Below are 18,623 nucleotides of genomic sequence, written 5' to 3'. Positions count from 1 at the left end.
CCTTAGCCCTATATATAGCTAATTGCCACTATTTCTCGGGCGCCTGCCTGAGCAGCGGAACGCTGACCTCCTCCCCCGCTTCGAGCGCCGCCAACGCCAGGCGGGTGGCTTCGCGCCGCTCTTCCAGGGAGTAGTCCTCCGCGTCCTCGTCCGGCAGCTCCAGTTGTTGTTCAAGCGCATTGAAGGAATGCCATTCGGCATCCTCCGCCACAGGGCGGGCCAGGCTGTCCTGCGCAGGGACAGACCCCGGTTCATCCGCTTCAACCGGCTGAGCGGACTCGCTCGGGCCCGACCCGGGCAGGAAGTCGTGTGCAGCGCCCTGCTGGATATACAGCGGGACCGCCGCTTCGGCGGCCTGCCCCGTTGCGGTCAGCGCAGCCGGGGTACGCGCGAGTTCGAGCCTGGGCACTACCCCGGCCTGGTACAGCGCCAACAGGCGGGCATCGACGTAGCCCAGCAACAGATAGCCCGCCGAGGTTTCGCTGCCATCTTTATTCATCACAGTGCTTCCTGAATGGGTTGGAACGATCGCCTCCAGGGTTCGCGGAGGCGAATGAAGGACCGCTCATCTGGCTATCCGATCCTGAGGGCCGCAGCCCTTCAGCTGTTTTCGCAACCCGGACGCTGAGCGAGCGTTACGCACAGGCAGCGCCATCAGGCCGAACAGCCGGGGCGGCAGGGTCTATCGCTGCACGGCGATGCACTTGATTTCCGCGAGCAGTCCGGCACGGGCCAGTTCGGCGACGCCGATGCAGGTCCAGGCGCACGTCCCTCTGGGAAAGACGGCATCCTTCACGCGCCTGAAGACCGGCATGTGCCTATGCAGGTCGACGTGGAAGGTCGTCAACTCCACCACATCCTCGAACGTACAGCCACCCGCTGCCAAGACAGTGCGAAGATTGTCCCAGGCCGCCCGGAATTGCTGCTCGGGATCCTGGATAACCTCCAGCTCCGGCGTACGGCCCACCTGCCCTGCGCAATAGAGCGTCTTGCCGACCTTCACCGCCGGTACATAACCCGCACGTTCGACAAGCCCTTTCATGCTGTCGGGGATGATCAACTGGCGGTCTGTCATTGTCTTCGCGTCCGCGGTCGTAGAAAAGGCAAACTAACAGCAGCAGTGCTCCGAGGCCTAGCCGCGCTTTTCCGGGGCTGCCCCGGACGCCTGACCTCGCGGGCTCCGCCCCAATCCTCCGGGGATGCCGAGGGCAGCCTTGATCCGGTCTCGGCCAGGACGACATCGCTCGCATCAACGCTCAGCAGACGGCCGTCACTCATGGCGGAAGTCCGTATCGATCGCATGAGCGTCTGCTTCAATTCAAGCGGTCACGACTTCGAAAAACAGGCCGAAACCCGCGTCCTTGAAGGCATCCGCTCAAGTTATCTGGGCCATTGCCGTTATGTTCATCACACCCCCAACCGGTACATGGATATGACCCTTCGCGCGTTCAACATCGCCACCCGCAGCCTGTTGTGTTTCGGTCTACTCGCCGCGTTGGTAGCCGGCCTGGGTATTTTCGGCATCACCCAGATGTCGCAGATCAGGGGCCAGAGCCTGGTGATCGAAAACAACAGCGTTCCGAGCATCGTGGAGGCCGACAACCTCGCTTTGCAGCTGGCCCGTACCCGCATCGAGGTGCTGCGCCTGCTGGCCATTCCTGACGCCTCGACCGTCGCCAATACCCGCAGGAAGATCGACAGCATCAGCGGCGAGGTCGCGGAGGCCTTCGGTCGCTATGCCAAGCTGGTCAGCTCCGATCGTGAACGCCAGGCCTTCGAGAGCCTGCGCCAGGTCCACCGGGACTACCTCAATAACGTCAACCAGCTGGCCGATCTGGTCGTCGCCGGCAAGGTGGAAGAAGGCCGGGCCCTGGTGCAGTCGGGCATGGCCCAGCTGGGCGCCAGGATGAACGAGAGCACCGAGGCCCTGCGCAAGGTGAACCAGGAGGGCGTCAAGGCCGCCGCGGAGAACGCGGGTGTCACCTACAGCAACTCCAAGACGATCACCTGGCTGTCCATCGGCCTCGCGCTGGGGCTGACGCTCCTGCTCGCCTGGCGCATGACGGTCAGCCTGACCTACCCCATAGCCAACGCGGTAGCCGCGGCCAGGGTCATTGCCGCTGGCGACCTGACCCAGACCCTGGATGCCCGTGGTCACGACGAGGCCGCCCAACTGCTGCAGGCCATGCAGCAGATGCAGACCAATCTGCGTGACACCCTGGGTCATCTGGGCCAGTCCGCCACCCAACTGGCCTCCGCCGCCGAGGAAATGACCGCCGTCATGCAGGAGAGCGCTACCGGCCTGCAGCAGCAGAACAGCGAAATCGAAATGGCGGCCACCGCCGTGACAGAGATGAGCCAGGCGGTCGAGGAAGTGGCCGGCAATGCTACCTCCACCTCTACCGATTCGCGCCAGGCCGCGGCCAGCGCGCGTGACGGCCAACAGCAGCTGGGCAACACCCTGGTTGCGATCGAGACCCTGACCGACAATGTGCTGAGTGCCAGCGATCGCGCCCGTGAGCTGGCCGAACAGACCCGCAACATCAGCCAGGTCCTCGACGTCATCCGCTCGGTAGCCGAGCAGACCAACCTGCTGGCGCTCAATGCGGCCATCGAGGCCGCGCGGGCCGGCGATGCCGGTCGCGGCTTCGCGGTCGTGGCGGACGAGGTACGGGGGCTGGCCCAGCGGACCGGCGACAGCACGCGCGAAATCGAGAAGATGATCGGCAGCATCCAGCACGGCACCGGCCAGACCGTGAATGCCTTGCTGACCAGTGCCGACCAGGCGCGCCAGACCCGTGAACAGGCGCAGGCCGCCAGCGGCGCCCTGGAAACCATCGCCCAGTCGGTGTCAGGTATTGACGAGCGCAATCTGGTGATCGCCAGTGCTGCGGAGGAACAGGCTCAGGTGGCCCGCGAGGTCGACCGTAACCTGGTGCGGATCCGCGACCTGTCGGTCCAGACGGCCGCCGGCGCCCACCAGACCCGCGTCGCCAGCCAGCAGCTGTCTGAACTGGCGGTGCAGCTGAACGGGCAGATTCGTCGATTCCGCGTGTAGACGTCCCTGCCCCCCTAGCTGCTGCCCCCCTGCCCGGGCCTGTCGGCAACCAGCCGGCAGACTGACCGCTGAGCTACGACAGGTCGCGTATCACCCGATCCGGGTGATACGCGATGGGCTTCTGGTTTCACCGAACTGCCCCTTCCTGCGGGCGCGGGTCAGACACTGCCGTACTCAAACACCCCGGCCAGGCTCGCTGCCCTCTTCGCTGGGAAGCAGACCGCGCGCCGGTCTTGGCGGATCGTTCCAGTAACAGGTAGCACGGGTATTGCTCTGCGGCCGGGCCGACTACTCGCAGCTCATCGCAGTCGGTGACCGGAAAGACCGCGCTGGCTCAGCGCAAGGTGGGGAGTGGTCCGCAATCAGGGTCTGATGCGTTGAACCAGGCAGGTGCCCTGGTCGAATGGCGCTGGCCACGCAGTTGCTCCGCGGATGAATTTGAACTGCCCGTGCGGCGGGATTTTCTTCACCTGCCGCCTGCCACTTGGTGGCCTTGTGAGCTGGCGTCCCTTGGAAAGTAGCCCTGGGTGGACTTCCGATCACCCAAGGCCACCGGTTTGTCAGTTGGTCGCCTCGACCTTGGAGGCCTTGTCGGCCCGCTGCCCTTGCTGGGCCAGCGTTTCATGCAGCTGCCGATGCTGCAGGAGCGCCGCCTGGCTATCGCGGAAATCCTCATTGTGTGAGATCGAGCGTTCGCTGCCGTCTGCGGCATAGCCGAGGTTCGCAACTACGAGGGTGGCAGCAAACAGGGCCGTCTTGAGGAATGTCATGGTGTTTCTCCTTCTAGAGTGCAGCGTGGGTATGAGCGCCACTCTAGAAGTGCGCGGCCAACGCCAGGATGAGCCGCGCATTACAATCCTGTCATCCTTTCAGGGGCTGTTCGCGATGGCGCGAAAACATACAGATCCCGAAAGAACGGCTCTGCCCCCTCAAAAGGCGTCAACCTCCCCGCCCGTGTGCAGCGATCGCCCACCGCTCAGGCGTCGGAATCGCCGGTGTCTTCACCCATGGCGTTGATATTGGAAAAGCGCTCGACCAGAAAGTCGATCAGGCTGCGCACCCTGGCCGAAAGGTGCAGCTGTTGCGGATAAACCGCGTAGATATCCGCCTGCTCGGTCTGGTCTTCCAACACCACCCTCAGGCGACCGCTGCGTACATAGCGGGCGATATCCCATTCGGAGCGCTGTAGAATCCCATAGCCCTCCAGGGCCCAGTTCAAGGCCACTTCCCCGTCGTTGCAGCTCAGGGCACCGTGGATCTTGATATTCTGGGTGCGCCCGCCGTTGTTGAAATTCCAGACGCCGTAGGTCGCTTCGTTCTGCCGCAGGAAAATGCAGCTATGGTCTTGCAGGTCCGTGAGCCGGGAGGGGCTGCCATGCTTTTCCAGATAGAGGGGGGAGGCGCATAGCAGTCGGCGATTGGAGGCGATCTTGCGGGCATGGAACGCCGCGTCGGGGAGGTTGCCGATCCGGATGGCCAGATCGAAACCATGGGCGGCAAGATCCAGCGGATGATCGCTGATCTCCAGCTGCACCTTGACCTCGGGATAGCGGGTATGAAAGGCAGCGAGGGCCGGGCCGATATAGCGGCGGCCGAAACCCAGGGTCGCATTGACTCGTATCAGGCCCTTGGGGGTCGCGCGACAGCTGCTGACCAGCTGCTCCACCTCATTGATCTGCGTGAGGATGCGCTCGGCGTGGTTGAAGTACATCTCCCCCTCGGCCGTCAGGCTCATGGACCGGGTTGTCCGGGTGACCAAGCGAATGCCCAGGCGTGCTTCGAGGGCACTCAGACGCTTGCTCACCGCCGGCGGGGTCACCCCCAGTTCCCGGGCGGTCGCTGCCAGGCTGCCTTTCTCGGCAAGCAGATGGAAAAAAGCGAGATCGAGGGTCTGACTCATTGGTAACTCAAAGTTAATTAAGTAGTGATTTTGAAGCACTCACAGGGTCGCGATCACTACATATACTCCTCTCACACACTGCTGAACAGCCTGCGGTCAACCATCCCGCACCAATCGGCTTAGTTGAGCCAGTTAAAAGCGCCATCAAAACTCCCGCAGTTTCAGCGAAGTGTATTGGACTGAGCCAGACAATGGGATCCAAGACCAGTAACGACTGCCGAAGACGTTCGACGTTGAACTTCACCCTATTGAAAGCGGCTCGCACCGGGGCTTTAACTTCGATAGAGGAGATGTGCGCGCTGGTACTGATTGATCGCTGACCGCCTTCAATCGCGCGAGGCAATACCTCAGACATCTCGCGATCGGTCGAAAGCCGATTACCCGATGTCTCCTGACAAAAATAAAAATTCAGGGGTTAACAATGAAAAAAGCGCTCGGAAAACTCTACGTACAGGTGTTGATCGCAGTAATAGCCGGTGCTCTTGTCGGCGTGCTGTTTCCTGAAACAGGGGCGGCACTGAAACCCCTGGGCGATGCCTTCATCAAGCTCATCAAGATGCTGTTGGCGCCGGTCATCTTCCTGACGGTAGTGACCGGCATCGCCGGAATGGAAAACATGAAGGAACTGGGACGGGTCGGCTTCCGTGCCCTGATCTATTTCGAAGTGGTTTCCACCCTGGCGCTTGTCGTCGGCCTGGTGGTCGCCAATGTATTGAGGCCCGGCAGTGGAATGAATGTCGACGTCACGACCCTGGATACTGCAAGTCTCAGCAGCTACGCCACGGCCGCCAAGCATACGTCGGCCATGGACTTCCTGATGGGCATCATTCCCAACACCATCGTCGATGCCTTCGCGAAGGGCAACGTGCTGCAGATACTCCTGTTTTCAGTCTTGCTAGGGGTGGCCCTGGCCAATGCCGGGCCGCGGGCGAAACTCTTCGTGGACACGCTCGACAGCCTGACGCAAGGCATGTTTCGGATCGTCAGCATGATAATGCGCCTGGCGCCTATCGGAGCCTTCGGCGCGATCGCCTTCACCATCGGCAAATACGGCTTCGGCTCGCTGTTTTCGTTGGGCAAGCTGGTGGCTTGCGTCTATCTGACCTGCGCGGTGTTCGTGATTTTCGTACTGGGTCCGATCTGCCGATACAGTGGCTTCAGCCTCTGGAAGTTCCTGAAGTACATCAAGGAAGAACTGTTCACCGTGCTGGGGACCTGCTCATCCGAATCGGTGTTGCCGCAGATGATCTCGAAAATGGAGAAGGCCGGTGTATCCAAGCCGGTGGCAGGACTTGTCATTCCCTCAGGGCTGACCTTCAACCCTGATGGGCAAGCCATTTACTACACCATTGCCGCCATCTTCATCGCCCAGGCGACCAATACCCCGCTGACCTTGACCGATCAGCTGATCGTGCTGACCGTTCTGATGTTTACCTCCAAGGGGTCCGCGGGCGTGGCCGGGGCAGGCTTCATCATCCTCACGGCGACCCTGGCTTCGCTCGACACCATCCCGGTGGCCGGCATGGTGCTGCTGTTGGGTGTGGATCGCTTCATGTCCGAGGCGCGGGGCATTACCAATACGATCGGCAATGGGGTCGGAACGATGGCCATCGCCAAATGGGTGGGCGCTTTGGACACGGCCAAAATGAATAGAGCGCTTGATGGCGAAGACCTGGAAGAAACTCGTGATGATGCGCGCTCCGAGACCGCCAGATCGGCGACGTCATCGAGCGAGACGCTTGTTCAACTACCCGATGTTACAAGTCGGGCGCTCAAACATCAATAAAGATCTGACTGCCCTTTATTAAGCAGCCTCACGTCGGCGTCTGCTCCGCACAAAGATTGTGTTCATTACTTGTCGATGAAAAACACGTTCTTGTTGTTCGATTCGATCTAAGAGCCAGTTTTCTGGCATACAAAAAACTCAAGGCAGGATAATGCAATGGTTAGCCGAACGCTTTACGACAAACTCTGGGATTCGCATCTGGTGAAACAGCGCGACGACGGCTCGGCGCTGCTCTACATCGACCGTCACATCATTCACGAAGTGACCTCGCCCCAAGCCTTCGAAGGCTTGCGGCTGAGCGGCCGCGCGCCCTGGCGTGTCGATGCCAACATCGCGACCCCGGACCACAACGTGCCAACGACAGCTGAGCGCAAGGGTGGCATCGCCGCCATTGCCGATCCGGTTTCGCGTCTGCAAGTGCAGACCCTCGATGACAACTGCGACCAGTACGGCATCACCGAATTCAAGATGAACGACGTTCGCCACGGTATCGTTCATGTCATCGCTCCGGAACAGGGCGCCACCCTGCCGGGCATGACCGTGGTCTGCGGCGATTCCCACACCGCTACCCACGGCGCGTTCGGGGCACTGGCACACGGTATCGGCACCTCCGAAGTCGAGCATGTGCTGGCGACCCAGTGCCTGATCGCCAAGAAGATGAAAAACATGCTGGTTTCCGTCGATGGCCAATTGCCATTCGGGGTGACCGCCAAGGACATCATCCTCGCAATAATCGGCAGGATCGGTACCGCCGGGGGTAATGGCCACGCCATCGAGTTCGCGGGCAGCGCCATTCGGGCCTTGTCCATCGAAGGCCGCATGACCATCTGCAACATGGCGATCGAGGCCGGCGCCCGCGTAGGTCTGGTAGCGACGGACGAAAAAACCATCGCCTATATCAAGGGCCGCCCGTTCGCCCCGAAAGGCGCGGAGTGGGATATGGCCGTCGAAGCCTGGAAAGACCTGGTATCTGATGCCGGCGCTCGCTTCGACAAGGTGGTCGAACTCGACGCCGCGCAGATCAAGCCGCAAGTCAGCTGGGGCACTTCGCCGGAAATGGTCCTGGCCGTAGACCAGAACGTTCCCGATCCGGCCCAGGAGACGGACCCGATCAAGCGCGACTCCATCGTCCGTGCCCTGAAATACATGGGTCTGACCGCCAATCAGGCGATCACCAACATCCCGCTCGACCGCGTGTTCATCGGCTCATGCACCAACTCGCGGATCGAAGACCTGCGGGCTGCGGCCGTGATTGCCAAGGGCCGCAAGGTGGCTTCGACCATCAAGCAGGCCCTCGTCGTGCCGGGATCGGGTCTGGTGAAGGCCCAGGCCGAAGCGGAAGGCCTGGACAAGATTTTCCTCGACGCCGGTTTCGAATGGCGCGAACCAGGCTGCTCGATGTGCCTGGCGATGAATCCGGACCGCCTGGAGTCCGGCGAGCACTGCGCCTCTACGTCCAACCGCAATTTTGCCGGACGCCAGGGAGCCGGTGGTCGTACCCACCTGGTCAGCCCGGCCATGGCCGCCGCTGCGGCGGTGAACGGTCGCTTGGTCGACGTCCGTGACCTGATCTGATCTGAAGGAGCCAAGCATGAAAGCCTTTACCCAGCACATAGGACTTGTCGCCCCTCTGGATCGCGCCAACGTCGACACCGACCAGATCATTCCCAAGCAATTCCTGAAGTCGATCTACCGAACGGGTTTCGGCCCCAATCTGTTTGATGAATGGCGCTACCTGGATGAGGGACAGCCATACCAGGACAATTCCAAGCGGCCGCTGAACCAGGATTTCGTCCTCAACGCCACGCGCTATCAGGGCAGCAGCGTCTTGCTGGCCCGGGAGAACTTCGGTTGTGGTTCCAGTCGCGAGCATGCGCCCTGGGCGTTGGAGGAGTACGGTTTCCGCAGCATCATCGCGCCGAGCTTCGCCGATATCTTCTTCAACAACAGTTTCAAGAACGGCCTGCTACCGATCGTCTTGCGCGATAGCGAGGTGGACGAGCTGTTCCGGCAGGTTGAAGCCGAGCCGGGCTACCAGCTGCACATCGACCTGGAGGCCCAGACCGTGACCCGTCCGGATGGCAAAATCCTGAACTTCGAGATCGACGCCTTCCGCAAACACTGCCTGCTCCAGGGGCTGGACGATATTGGCCTGACCTTGTTGGAAGCCGATGCGATCACGGCGTTCGAAATCAAGCACCGGGCACGTCAGCCCTGGCTGTTCAGAAACCCTGAAGAATCGACGCGAGCGCTTGGCTAACGGCTATGAATCCATGATCACCCTTGTTTCAGTGACATCAGCTGCGCATTGAGATAAGCCGATATCCCCTCTCGCTCTGGTGGTAAAAACAATCTGGCAGACGACCACTCATCGCTCTGTCCAGGCCAGTTTTCAGAGAGAGAGGGGCTCTAGGAGGCCGTGATCGAGGAGGATATCCAGAAGCTCGTCGTACCGACCGTTACTTAAGACCTCTGATCGGACTATGCCTTTTTACGGACCCTCCCGGCACGTACCTGCTTACCCTGCTGCGGTACGAAATCGTCAATGGGGGGGTATGGCGAATCCTGGCGGACCGCCAACAACGTGAACGGTCGGCGTCACAGCTGCGCGTGGATGGCACCACCGAAATGCGAGACGGGCTACTACAGGTGATGGCGGGTCGGCTGGAGGACGTCAGCGAGCGGCCTCAAGGGCTGGAAGCAGGCGGCGGGGATGTTCACAAGTTGCATCCGTCAGAGCCACCTGACACCCAAGCCCCAGGGCTTGCCTATGGTTTTCACAGACTAGGCGCTTTCGCTGACCCTGACGTCCTTGAACAGCAGGAACACCATTACGGCCGCCAGAATCTCCAGCGCCGCAACAAAGTACAGGCCCGCGGAGAGACTGCCGGTCAGGGTGCGCAGGAAACCGATCATGTAGGGCGCGACGAAGCCCGCCAGATTGCCGATGCAGTTGATCAGAGCGATTCCACCTGCGGCGGCGGTACCCGCCAGGAATGCGCCGGGGATCGACCAGAACACCGGGAAGGCGGCCAGGATGCCGGCCGCCGCCACGGTCAGGGCGATCAGCGCCAGGGTGGCGCTGCCCAGGCACAGGCCAGTCGCTATCAAGCCCAGACCCGCCAGGAGTGCAGCGATGGCGCAATGGGCGCGTCGCTCGCCGGTCTGGTCGGAATGGTGGCCGTTCCACACCATTGCCAGCGTTCCAATGATGAACGGAATGGCGGCCAGCAAGCCGATGGTCATGTTGTTATCGATGCCCAACGACTTGATCACCGACGGGGTCCAGAACGCGATGGTGGCGTTGCCCGAGACGATGCAGAAGTACACCAGTGCGCATAGCCATACCTTGGGATTGCGAACCAGGCTTCTCAGATCGCTGTGTTTTTCGGGGGCGGCATCTTCTCGAGCAATGACCTGGCTGACGTGATCGCGCTCTGCCTGCGTCAGCCACTTGGCCTGGGCCGGTTTTTCAGGCAGGTAGCGCAGCACCGCGATACCGGCCAGTACCGAGGGAATGCCCTCGATGATGAACAGCCATTGCCAGTTGGCCAGACTGCCAACCCCGACCATGCGGCTCATGATGAAGCCTGCGATAGGACCGCCTACCACTCCGGCGATGGCGAACGACGTCATGAACATCCCATTGATGCGTGCGCGCTGCGCCGCGGGAAACCAGTAGGTGAGGTACAACACCACGCCAGGGAAGAAGCCGGCTTCGAATGCACCGAGCAGAAAGCGCAGGACGTAGAACGACATTGGACTTTCCACATAGGCCATTGCCACCGAGGTCAGTCCCCAAAGGATCGTGATACGCGCCAACGTGCGCCGTGCGCCAATCTTTTCCAGGAGCAGGTTGCTCGGCACTTCGAAGAGGAAGTAGCCGATGAAGAAGATGCCTGCGCCGAGACCGTAGACCGCTTCACTGAAACCCAGGTCATCAAGCATCGCCAGCTTGGCGAAGCCGACGTTTACTCGATCAATCCATGCCAGAACGAAGAGGAACACCAGGAATGGCAGCAGACGCCAGGCGATCTTGCGATAGGTCGCGGCGGTAGCGGTACTGTCCGGGTTCGCGCCTTGGGAATCGGCGATCAGGACGGGGTTCTGGTTCATACTGCATCTCCATCGATTCAGCGCCGAGGAAGACCCTGAGGGGACGTCGGAGCATCAAGGGTTCAAGGGGGTACCGCTGGCGTTGCCCTGCGAGAACGGCACTGCTTCAACTGTTGCGCAACAGCGACTCAACGCTACGGGCCACTTGCAGCACGCGCGCGTCCTGGCCGTTCAGCCCGGCGATCGATAGGCCCACAGGCAATTCGTCGCCGCAGTGACAGGGCAGACTCAGCGCGCAGCCGTCCAGGAAGTTGATGACGCTGGTGTTGCGCAGTACCAGGCCGTTGGTGGCAAAGAACTGCTCATCGTCCTGCTCCAGGGCGGATAACAGCGGCGGAACGACAGCTACGCTGGGCAGCAGCCAGGCATCGGCGTCACCCAGACGTGCCTTTGCAGCGGCGATCATGACCTTGCGCTGGGCTTGCAGGTGCAGGTAGTCGGCCGCGCTCAGGGACTGGCCACGGCGAATTCGTTGGGCCACGCGCGGGTCGTAGTCGCCGGCCTGGCTACCGCTCAACCAGGGATGATGCAGATACCACGCCTCGGCAGCGGTGAGGCCGCCTGCGGCATTGATCGTCGGCAGCTGATGCAACTCAGGGAAGTCGAACCAGCTGATCACAGCACCGGCTTCCCGCAGACGCTCCAGGCTGCGCTCGAAGGCGCGAGCCACGGTGTCATCCAGGCCATCCAGAACGAAATCACGGGTCACTGCGAGGCGTAAGCCGGCAAGGGAGGCAGGGCGAGAGTCGAATGTTTCGCCTGAAAGAATTTCGTCAAGCAGGATGCTATCGGCCACCGTTCTGGTGAGGGCACCAACCGAGTCCAGGCTGCTGGCCAGGGGCATGGTGCCTTGAGTCGACACCCGTTGTGCGCTGGGCTTGAAGCCCACCAGACCACAAAAGGCGGCCGGGATACGCAGCGATCCACCGGTATCTGTTCCCAGGCCAGCCACGGCCATGCCGCCGGCTACGCTCACCGCTGCACCGGAGCTGGAACCGCCTGCGATGCGCCCAGCAGCTACCGGGCTGGTCGGCGAACCGTAGTGGGGATTCAGGCCCAGGCCGGAAAAGGCGAATTCGCTCATATTGGTCCGCCCGAGCAGAACGGCGCCAGCGGCGCGCAGGCGAGCCACGATGGCGGCATCGCAGCCGGCGGGCGCTGCCCGGGCCAATACCTTGGACCCGGCGGCGGTGACTTGCCCGCGCACGTCGAAAAGGTCTTTGATCGATACCGGCAGGCCCGCCAGGGGCGACGGGGCGTAGCCAGCAGCGCGAGCCTGGTCGCTGGCTCGTGCCGCCAATAGCGCAGCCTGGGTATCGACGCTGATGTAGGAGTGGCCACCCGCAGCGCGATGGACTTCGATGCGCTCCAGCGCTTGCGTTACCAGCGCCTCGCTGGTGGTCGTGCCCTGGGCAAGCTCAAGCGCCAACTCACTGATCGCTTTCATCAGGGTCACTCCGCTACCGGCAGTGGCTCGACGCGGTAGGTATGGCTCAAGCTGCGGCCAAGCACCGGGTCGAACAGCTCCATTTCGAAGGATTCGCCATACCCCAACTCGCCGATCACCGGCTGGGTGCCACAGAACATCGCGGTACCCGCGGGTAGCGCAGCGCTGTCATCGAGCTTGGCCAACAAGGTCGCGGGCGCCAGCAGCGAGGTCACAGGGCCGTCCTGATAAAGGGCGCGGACGCCGTCGCGATCTCGCCAGGTGCGCATCACCAGTTGATCCCAGTGCCCTTCCACCTCGGCGAAGCGCCAGGCCATGGAGGCAATGGGCTTGTCACACATTTGCTTGGAAACCGTAACGTCGAAGGCTTCGACCTTGCGGTCGGTATGGTCAGAACCGAGGCCCACCAGTAATCCTTCAGGACTGGGTATCAGCACGATCTCAGTCTCGCCGGACGAGTGTTTGCCGGGCACCTGGATGCTGGGCGCAGGGTTAAGCAGGCTTGCCGCGACGCGGTAGAAACAGGGAATCTGAGTGGGACGGCGTACGCCCAGGGCTTCCAGTTCGGCAATGTGATGCTCGACCGCAGCGCTGTCGCGCCCAGCCCAGCCGGCAATGATCAGATGGTCGATATCGACACGGACTTCACCATGGCCGATCACGTTGAGGTTGAGTTGCGTCATCTTTCGCTCCTTGGACAGGGAATAACGGCACCAGCTCTGTTACTGATGATCGTCTGATATATCACAGTATTTTCACAGAGCAACGCCTGTGCCAGCTCGGCCCACGCCAAGGAAAGTCCCATCAAATCAGTGGATTGCGTAGCTGATGGATACGCAAGGAGGAGCGGAAAGGAGGCAAGCTGTTACCTATCTGCACCGTTTCAGCGCATTCCTGTGCAACTCCGGTTCAGAGCGGCCTATTGATTGACCCGGCAAGAGGCGACAGAGGCAGCCTTTTTCCATACAGTGATATATCAGTAGTGCCTCGAGGACAGTTTCTTGCTCGATACCACCGACACCTCCAACTCCGTCAAAGGCAGTGCCAGCCTGCGAGAGCTCGCTTATGCGCAGATCAAGCAGCGCATCATTACCTGTCAGCTACGTCCAGGCGACGCGATCAATGAAGCTCAGCTCACGCAGCTGCTCGGTTTGGGCCGGACACCAGTGCATCAGGCCTTGCACCGGCTGGAAATGGAGGGAATGGTGACTATCCTGCCGCGCAAGGGGGTGATAGTCACCGCGATCTCGCTCAACGACGTTCTCGACATGATCGATGTGCGCGTCTGCAACGAACAGCTGTGCGTGAAGCTGGCACTTGAACGGGCGCAGGAGAGCGATTTCATCGCCATGCGCACTATCCTGGAGCGGTCGCCAGCACTGCTCAAACAACGGGATGTACCCGGGTTGATGGACGTGGACCTGCAATTCCACCTGGCCATTTCAGCGGCTGCGCGTAACCGGGTACTCGCCGGCCTACTGCGCAACCTGCATGAAAAGCAGGCCCGCTTCTGGTTCCTGACCATGTCGGAGATGCACCATAGCGAGCGCATCTACGAAGAGCATCTGCAGATCCTCAATGCCATGGAGAACCGTGACAGCGAGGCGGCTATCCATGCCATCCATCATCACATCGATGACTTCCGCCGAGCGATCATCCGTACGCTGTGAGCTGATTGGTTCTTGGGTCAGCGTTCCTCTGTCCAAACCACATCTCAGGGGCTACCTAAGCGATGCCGCCAAGCCAGTAGGTCGAGGGGATCTTGAGCAGCGTTCGCCCTCCTCCACGTTTAACCGCTGGCCCGCGGAAGGCAGCTGGAAGCTGCGCGCTGCCCACACCTCAGGCCGCGCCTTCATATCGCCGCACTGACGGCTACTCACGCACGAACTCCAGTGGTACCCGCTGGTTGCGGTGTGATCCGTCGAGATGAACAAGATCCGCCGCGACGCACAGTTGAACACAAGGCCGAACGCCTGGAATGGGGGCATACTCCATTTCAGCCCCCACCATGCTGAACAGGGATACTTGGATGTCTTGTCCCGTCTAGAGCATGAATTTCCCGAGTGCTTTTCCTTGATAGGTGCTGGGGTAGCTCGACCTCGAGGACGATGTGTCTCCCTGGTGCCCACAGACAGCCTCGCGACGCGTCAGCAGGCAGTCGATCGTTTCCAGCAGGACGCCGATTGTCGGATCTTTATCGGCCCGACGTCAGCGGCCGGAACCGGCAATAACCTGACTGTTGCCAACTAGCTGTTCTTGCTGGGGCTGCCCTGGACGCCTGGATCGCAGGACCAAGCGGAAGACCGGGCCTACCAAGACGGAAGCGTCGCTTGGTGAGAGGCAAGATCCCGCTGGTGGAGAACAGCCTCAACTTGCAGCTGTAACAGGTGCTGCAGGAGATGCGGTGAAGTGCTCGGGGCAGATAGGCGCAGATGCAATCGGCCGATCACACAGTGAGCGTGCTAGAGCCGTTTGAAACCGTCTAGTCGTATGCCTCTCAGCCATTGGCCTCAGCGAGTCTTTGCGCCCGTGCTATAGGGTGACCGCACGTCCGCTAGGCAAACGCAGCTCGAATATCGCGTTAAAGATAATCGCGCCTGTGCCGACAGCTGATATCAAACAGACATCACATGTCTGGCCATATCACCTTCTCGGAATCGCCTTATGTCCATCCTTCGGTACCTGTCCATCATGCGTGGTCTCGACGTAATCGCTGCCGCTGTGGAACAACCCGAGGCCGCAGCCAGGCTCGACTCGCTGACCGGCCCAGCGCCGGTGCGAAAGGTAGCTGAAGGCTTGAAGGGACTGCTGGCTCGCCAAGGGACTCTCGACGCTCAGTTGCACGAGATGCAGAGTGAGATCGAACAGCTGACTGCTCGCCTCGCCGAGCGCGAGGCCGCGGTTGACCGTTTGGCTACCCGCTTCAACCTGGTCAATCGTGCTACCAGTGAAGGCCTGTGGGATATGGAAGTGGTCGCCGGAGATCCGGTGAACCCGCGTAATGCGTTCTGGTGGTCGGATCAGTTTCGTGCCCTCCTGGGCTTTCGCAGCGAACAGGACTTTCCGAACGAACTCGGAAGCTGGGCCAATCGGCTACACCCTGAGGACAGCAAACCTACCCTGGACGCATTCGCCCGGCACCTGAATGATCGCAGCGGTAACACCCCCTATGACATCGAATACCGGGTGGCGACCAAAAGCGGCGAATATCGCTGGTTTCGCGCGAGCGGCGAGACTCTCCGCGACGCCCGGGGTACGCCGCTGCGGGTGGCTGGCTCTCTCAGAGACATCCATGATCAGCGCCAGCGCGATGCTGAACTCGAGGTGACCCTGACACGTTTCGAGCTTGCGCGTGCAATGCTCAACGATGGCCTGTGGGACATGGAGGTGATAGCGGGCGATCCGGTCAATGCGCAGAATCCTTTCTGGTGGTCGCCCCAGTTCCGCCGCCTGCTGGGATTCGAGACAGTCGAAGAATTTCCCGATGTTCTCGACAGCTGGGCGTCCCGTTTGCATCCCGAGGACAAGCAACGCAGCATCGAGGCCTTTGGCGCCCACCTCAATGACCGTAGCGGCAAGACCGGCTTCGATATCACCTACCGTCTGAAACTGAAGGATGGAAGCTACCGTTGGTTCAGGGCACGGGGTCAGACCAGGCGCGCCAACGACGGAACGCCGCTGCGGGTAGTGGGCGCCCTGACCGATATCCATGCCACCCATGAGCAGAATGCGCTTCGGGACGCGCAGCAAGCCCAGCATCGCGAGATGGAAGAGAGCCTGAAGAACGTCACCGACATCGTCAGCTCGATCCAGGGCATCGCCGCCCAGACCAACCTGCTGGCGCTCAATGCCGCGATCGAAGCGGCACGAGCCGGAGAGGCCGGTCGAGGCTTTGCGGTGGTAGCCGACGAGGTTCGAAAGCTGGCTACGCGCACGTCCGAAGCGACGCAGCGAGCGGCCAACATGATTCAACAGTGACGTTGCTCACGTCCTGGCGGCCTGGCCTGAATCGCCAATTGGCGGTGCAGTCAGCTTGAGAGAGTGCTCCAGCTCTTCTTTCAGGTTGGCATATCTGAAGGCTTCGAACTGAATCTGCCCCCGCCCTGTGCGGGGGCTTTTTTTGGCCACGATTAAGTCAACCGCTCGCGACGCCAGGACGCAAGACGCTCAAACCGAACACCTCCCCCTTGTCGCAGTCGAATCCGTGCCCACCGGCGTGGCGCTGACATCCACGCTGGTCCAGTCGCCCGGGGTGACGCTGCCTGTCCGGCAATCTCCCAACCGTCCCTCAGGCGCCGGGCACCTTTTCGTCAGCTATTGTGCCGGTAGCCGTTCTGCCCCAGGCGAGAGCGGCCACATCTGCAGGTCAGGGGCGCGGAATACGCCTCGGCGCCGGAAGTAGACAAGGCCTTCCAGCGTACAGCTCAGGTTGCTCCCATGTCTGACTTGGTGGTTAAACCCCAGGGCAACAGCTCCTCGCAGCCCGAGCGAGCCTTATCCTGGCGGCAGCTGGTTGTGGATTCGACGATGCCATTGGGAGGATGACCTACCCTGTCGACATGCAAAGGCACCTGCCGATTTTCAGGTAGGTAAAGGCTAAGGTCCTATCCAGACGCACCTGTGCATGGACCTGCATAGGCGTTTCAGAGGTGGCTAGACCCGGCCTATTTGGAATCAGGTGCATCCACCGCGCAACGCCAAACCGTGCAGCCAGGGACGCAGCGTTTTTCAAGCCGATATCGACGCCCTCCGACAACATCAGAGGACCGCGCTGGACCTTACGTGGATCGCCGCTGCCTGGGCCTGAAACGCAGAAACCCTCCTTGCGGAGGGTTTTCTGGTGAAGATGGTGGGTCGTGTGGGATTCGAACCTACGACCAATTGGTTAAAAGCCAACTGCTCTACCGACTGAGCTAACGACCCGTTAGTGGGCGCCATTCTAGCGATTTTCTCAGGAGAATCAACACCCTAGATGAAATTTTTTTTCTGGTAGCGCGTAGGGTCCGAAATTCCCGCCGCCTTGAAGCCGTCGGCGCGCAGGCGGCAGCTGTCACAGCGCCCGCAGGCCTTACCTTCGTCGTCGGCCTGGTAGCAGGAGACGGTCTGGCCATAGTCCACGCCCAGCTGGCTACCGGCCTGGACAATCTGCGCCTTGGAGAGGAATTGCAGCGGGGCTTCGATCTTGAAGCTATCCCCTTCCACACCGGCCTTGGTGGCGAGATTGGCCAGGCGCTCGAAGGCTTCGACGAATTCCGGCCGACAATCCGGATAACCGGAGTAGTCCACCGCGTTCACCCCGATGAAGAGATGACGGGCGCCAAGCACCTCGGCCCAACCCAGGGCCAGCGACAGGAACACGGTGTTGCGCGCCGGCACGTAGGTGATGGGGATGCCCTCGCCAGGGGTCTCCGGGACGGCGATATCCGGATCGGTAAGTGCCGAGCCGCCGATGCCGTTGAGATCCAGGCCGATCACCTTGTGCTCGACGACCCCCAGCTGGCGCGCCACGCGCTCGGCGGCCTGCAGCTCGGCTCTATGGCGCTGGCCGTAGTCGAAACTCATGGTGTAGCAGGCGAAGCCCTGAGCCTTGGCCATGGCGACGATGGTGGCGGAATCCAGGCCGCCAGAGAGAAGGATGACCGCTTTAGGCTGATTCATGCTCAGTGTCCTGGCTCGTCGTTCCAGAGAATCTTGTGCAACTGCAGCTGGAAGCGCACCGGCAGATTGTCCGTCACGATCCACTCCGCCAACTCACGCGGCACCACCTGGCCATGGCTGGGCGAGAACAGTACCTCGCCCGCACGCTGTTCCAGGCGATACTCGATCAGCTTGGAAACCGCCCAGTCATAGTCCTCGCGGGAACAGATGACGAACTTGATCTGATCGTTGGGCGTCAGGTGGTCAAGGTTGGCGTACAGGTTGCGCCCCACCTCCCCCGACCCTGGCGTCTTGAGGTCGACGACCTTGCTCACGCGCACATCCACGCCACTGACATCCAGGGCGCCACTGGTTTCCAGGGACACCTGGTAGCCGGCATCGCACAGTTGTTCGAGCAGCTTGAGGCAATTGGGCTGGGCCAGTGGCTCGCCACCGGTCACGCAGATGTGCCGCGGCCGGTAGCTCGCGACCTGCTCCAGGATGGCATCCAGGTGATGGATCTCGCCGCCGGTGAAGGCATAGGCCGTGTCGCAATAGTGGCAGCGCAGGGGACAGCCGGTGAGGCGGACAAAGACGGTGGGAAGACCGGCGGTGCGGGCTTCACCCTGGAGCGAATAGAAGATTTCGGTAAGACGTAGGGTATCTTTTTGCATGAAAG

15 protein-coding genes, 1 tRNA gene and 1 pseudogene are annotated in these 18,623 nt (G+C 61.3%); 7 read left to right on the top strand and 10 right to left on the bottom strand.

Annotated elements, in window-relative coordinates; genetic code table 11:
• Positions 1-28: 28 nt before the first annotated feature.
• Positions 29-499: a hypothetical protein gene (locus tag OMP44_RS02585; RefSeq protein WP_280306281.1), complete on the bottom strand. Its 471-nt coding sequence runs from the start codon at positions 497-499 to the stop codon at positions 29-31.
• A gap of 183 nt (positions 500-682) precedes the next feature.
• The gene (locus OMP44_RS02580; protein ID WP_280306279.1) at positions 683-1,075 is read right to left on the bottom strand and encodes a RidA family protein; all 393 of its coding nucleotides are present in this window, start codon (positions 1,073-1,075) and stop codon (positions 683-685) included.
• A 357-nt stretch (positions 1,076-1,432) separates the two neighbouring features.
• Here OMP44_RS02580 and OMP44_RS02575 point away from each other — a divergent pair, with 357 nt between their 5' ends.
• Positions 1,433-3,058 (top strand): methyl-accepting chemotaxis protein, encoded by a 1,626-nt coding sequence (locus tag OMP44_RS02575; RefSeq protein WP_280306278.1) that lies wholly within the window; start codon positions 1,433-1,435, stop codon positions 3,056-3,058.
• Positions 3,059-3,618: 560 nt separating this feature from the next.
• Here OMP44_RS02575 and OMP44_RS02570 read toward each other — a convergent pair.
• Together OMP44_RS02570 and OMP44_RS02565 are read right to left on the bottom strand one after the other, a co-directional pair.
• Positions 3,619-3,828 (bottom strand): hypothetical protein, encoded by a 210-nt coding sequence (locus OMP44_RS02570; protein ID WP_280306277.1) that lies wholly within the window; start codon positions 3,826-3,828, stop codon positions 3,619-3,621.
• 206 nt (positions 3,829-4,034) lie between these two features.
• A complete protein-coding gene (locus tag OMP44_RS02565) occupies positions 4,035-4,958 on the bottom strand; it encodes a LysR family transcriptional regulator (protein WP_280306276.1) in 924 nt (307 codons plus the stop codon).
• Positions 4,959-5,379: 421 nt separating this feature from the next.
• Between OMP44_RS02565 and OMP44_RS02560 the strand changes: the two genes are divergently transcribed.
• From OMP44_RS02560 to leuD, 3 genes are all read left to right on the top strand, one after another.
• Positions 5,380-6,744: a dicarboxylate/amino acid:cation symporter gene (locus tag OMP44_RS02560; RefSeq protein ID WP_280306274.1), complete on the top strand. Its 1,365-nt coding sequence runs from the start codon at positions 5,380-5,382 to the stop codon at positions 6,742-6,744.
• Between the two features lie 156 nt (positions 6,745-6,900).
• Positions 6,901-8,319 (top strand): 3-isopropylmalate dehydratase large subunit, encoded by a 1,419-nt coding sequence (leuC, locus tag OMP44_RS02555; protein WP_280306273.1) that lies wholly within the window; start codon positions 6,901-6,903, stop codon positions 8,317-8,319.
• 16 nt (positions 8,320-8,335) lie between these two features.
• Positions 8,336-9,004: a 3-isopropylmalate dehydratase small subunit gene (leuD, locus tag OMP44_RS02550; RefSeq protein WP_280306271.1), complete on the top strand. Its 669-nt coding sequence runs from the start codon at positions 8,336-8,338 to the stop codon at positions 9,002-9,004.
• Positions 9,005-9,528: 524 nt separating this feature from the next.
• Here the strand turns inward: leuD and OMP44_RS02545 are convergent.
• From OMP44_RS02545 to OMP44_RS02535, 3 genes are all read right to left on the bottom strand, one after another.
• Positions 9,529-10,860: an MFS transporter gene (locus tag OMP44_RS02545; protein WP_280306269.1), complete on the bottom strand. Its 1,332-nt coding sequence runs from the start codon at positions 10,858-10,860 to the stop codon at positions 9,529-9,531.
• A gap of 106 nt (positions 10,861-10,966) precedes the next feature.
• Complete coding sequence (locus OMP44_RS02540) at positions 10,967-12,307, bottom strand: amidase (RefSeq protein WP_280306268.1); 1,341 nt, start codon at positions 12,305-12,307, stop codon at positions 10,967-10,969.
• A gap of 5 nt (positions 12,308-12,312) precedes the next feature.
• Positions 12,313-12,990, bottom strand: a complete 678-nt coding sequence (locus OMP44_RS02535; RefSeq protein WP_187979774.1) for a DUF2848 domain-containing protein — start codon at positions 12,988-12,990, stop codon at positions 12,313-12,315.
• 318 nt (positions 12,991-13,308) lie between these two features.
• Between OMP44_RS02535 and OMP44_RS02530 the strand changes: the two genes are divergently transcribed.
• The 3 genes and pseudogenes from OMP44_RS02530 to OMP44_RS02520 all read left to right on the top strand — a co-directional run bounded on the left by OMP44_RS02530 (position 13,309) and on the right by OMP44_RS02520 (position 16,285).
• Positions 13,309-13,977, top strand: coding sequence for a GntR family transcriptional regulator (locus tag OMP44_RS02530; RefSeq protein ID WP_280306265.1), 669 nt, complete (start codon positions 13,309-13,311; stop codon positions 13,975-13,977).
• Positions 13,978-14,416: 439 nt separating this feature from the next.
• Positions 14,417-14,688, top strand: a pseudogene (locus OMP44_RS02525) (C-terminal helicase domain-containing protein); the annotation flags it as partial.
• A gap of 283 nt (positions 14,689-14,971) precedes the next feature.
• Complete coding sequence (locus tag OMP44_RS02520; protein WP_280306264.1) at positions 14,972-16,285, top strand: methyl-accepting chemotaxis protein; 1,314 nt, start codon at positions 14,972-14,974, stop codon at positions 16,283-16,285.
• Between the two features lie 869 nt (positions 16,286-17,154).
• On the opposite strand, the gene OMP44_RS02515 is transcribed toward OMP44_RS02520, so the two are convergent.
• From OMP44_RS02515 to queE, 3 genes are all read right to left on the bottom strand, one after another.
• A tRNA-Lys gene (locus OMP44_RS02515) sits at positions 17,155-17,230 on the bottom strand.
• Between the two features lie 45 nt (positions 17,231-17,275).
• Positions 17,276-17,965 carry a 7-cyano-7-deazaguanine synthase QueC gene (gene queC / locus OMP44_RS02510; protein ID WP_280306262.1) on the bottom strand — a complete coding sequence of 230 codons (690 nt, stop codon included), beginning with the start codon at positions 17,963-17,965 and terminating at the stop codon, positions 17,276-17,278.
• 2 nt (positions 17,966-17,967) lie between these two features.
• Positions 17,968-18,618: a 7-carboxy-7-deazaguanine synthase QueE gene (queE, locus tag OMP44_RS02505; protein WP_133861222.1), complete on the bottom strand. Its 651-nt coding sequence runs from the start codon at positions 18,616-18,618 to the stop codon at positions 17,968-17,970.
• Positions 18,619-18,623 lie beyond the last annotated feature (5 nt).

The organism is Pseudomonas flavocrustae, assembly GCF_029872515.1.
Classification (GTDB): domain Bacteria; phylum Pseudomonadota; class Gammaproteobacteria; order Pseudomonadales; family Pseudomonadaceae; genus Chryseomonas; species Chryseomonas aestiva.
This window is presented reverse-complemented; position numbering and strand designations above follow the sequence as displayed.

What these genes read in the sequence shown, in the direction of transcription:
- queE (WP_133861222.1), bottom strand. Translation starts at nt 18,618, where the DNA reads ATGCAAAAAGATACCCTACGTCTTACCGAAATCTTCTATTCGCTCCAG.
- queC (WP_280306262.1), bottom strand. Translation starts at nt 17,965, where the DNA reads ATGAATCAGCCTAAAGCGGTCATCCTTCTCTCTGGCGGCCTGGATTCC.
- OMP44_RS02570 (WP_280306277.1), bottom strand. Translation starts at nt 3,828, where the DNA reads ATGACATTCCTCAAGACGGCCCTGTTTGCTGCCACCCTCGTAGTTGCG.
- OMP44_RS02575 (WP_280306278.1), top strand. Translation starts at nt 1,433, where the DNA reads ATGACCCTTCGCGCGTTCAACATCGCCACCCGCAGCCTGTTGTGTTTC.
- leuD (WP_280306271.1), top strand. Translation starts at nt 8,336, where the DNA reads ATGAAAGCCTTTACCCAGCACATAGGACTTGTCGCCCCTCTGGATCGC.
- OMP44_RS02540 (WP_280306268.1), bottom strand. Translation starts at nt 12,307, where the DNA reads ATGAAAGCGATCAGTGAGTTGGCGCTTGAGCTTGCCCAGGGCACGACC.
- OMP44_RS02560 (WP_280306274.1), top strand. Translation starts at nt 5,380, where the DNA reads ATGAAAAAAGCGCTCGGAAAACTCTACGTACAGGTGTTGATCGCAGTA.
- OMP44_RS02535 (WP_187979774.1), bottom strand. Translation starts at nt 12,990, where the DNA reads ATGACGCAACTCAACCTCAACGTGATCGGCCATGGTGAAGTCCGTGTC.
- OMP44_RS02585 (WP_280306281.1), bottom strand. Translation starts at nt 499, where the DNA reads ATGAATAAAGATGGCAGCGAAACCTCGGCGGGCTATCTGTTGCTGGGC.
- OMP44_RS02545 (WP_280306269.1), bottom strand. Translation starts at nt 10,860, where the DNA reads ATGAACCAGAACCCCGTCCTGATCGCCGATTCCCAAGGCGCGAACCCG.
- leuC (WP_280306273.1), top strand. Translation starts at nt 6,901, where the DNA reads ATGGTTAGCCGAACGCTTTACGACAAACTCTGGGATTCGCATCTGGTG.
- OMP44_RS02520 (WP_280306264.1), top strand. Translation starts at nt 14,972, where the DNA reads ATGTCCATCCTTCGGTACCTGTCCATCATGCGTGGTCTCGACGTAATC.
- OMP44_RS02565 (WP_280306276.1), bottom strand. Translation starts at nt 4,958, where the DNA reads ATGAGTCAGACCCTCGATCTCGCTTTTTTCCATCTGCTTGCCGAGAAA.
- OMP44_RS02580 (WP_280306279.1), bottom strand. Translation starts at nt 1,075, where the DNA reads ATGACAGACCGCCAGTTGATCATCCCCGACAGCATGAAAGGGCTTGTC.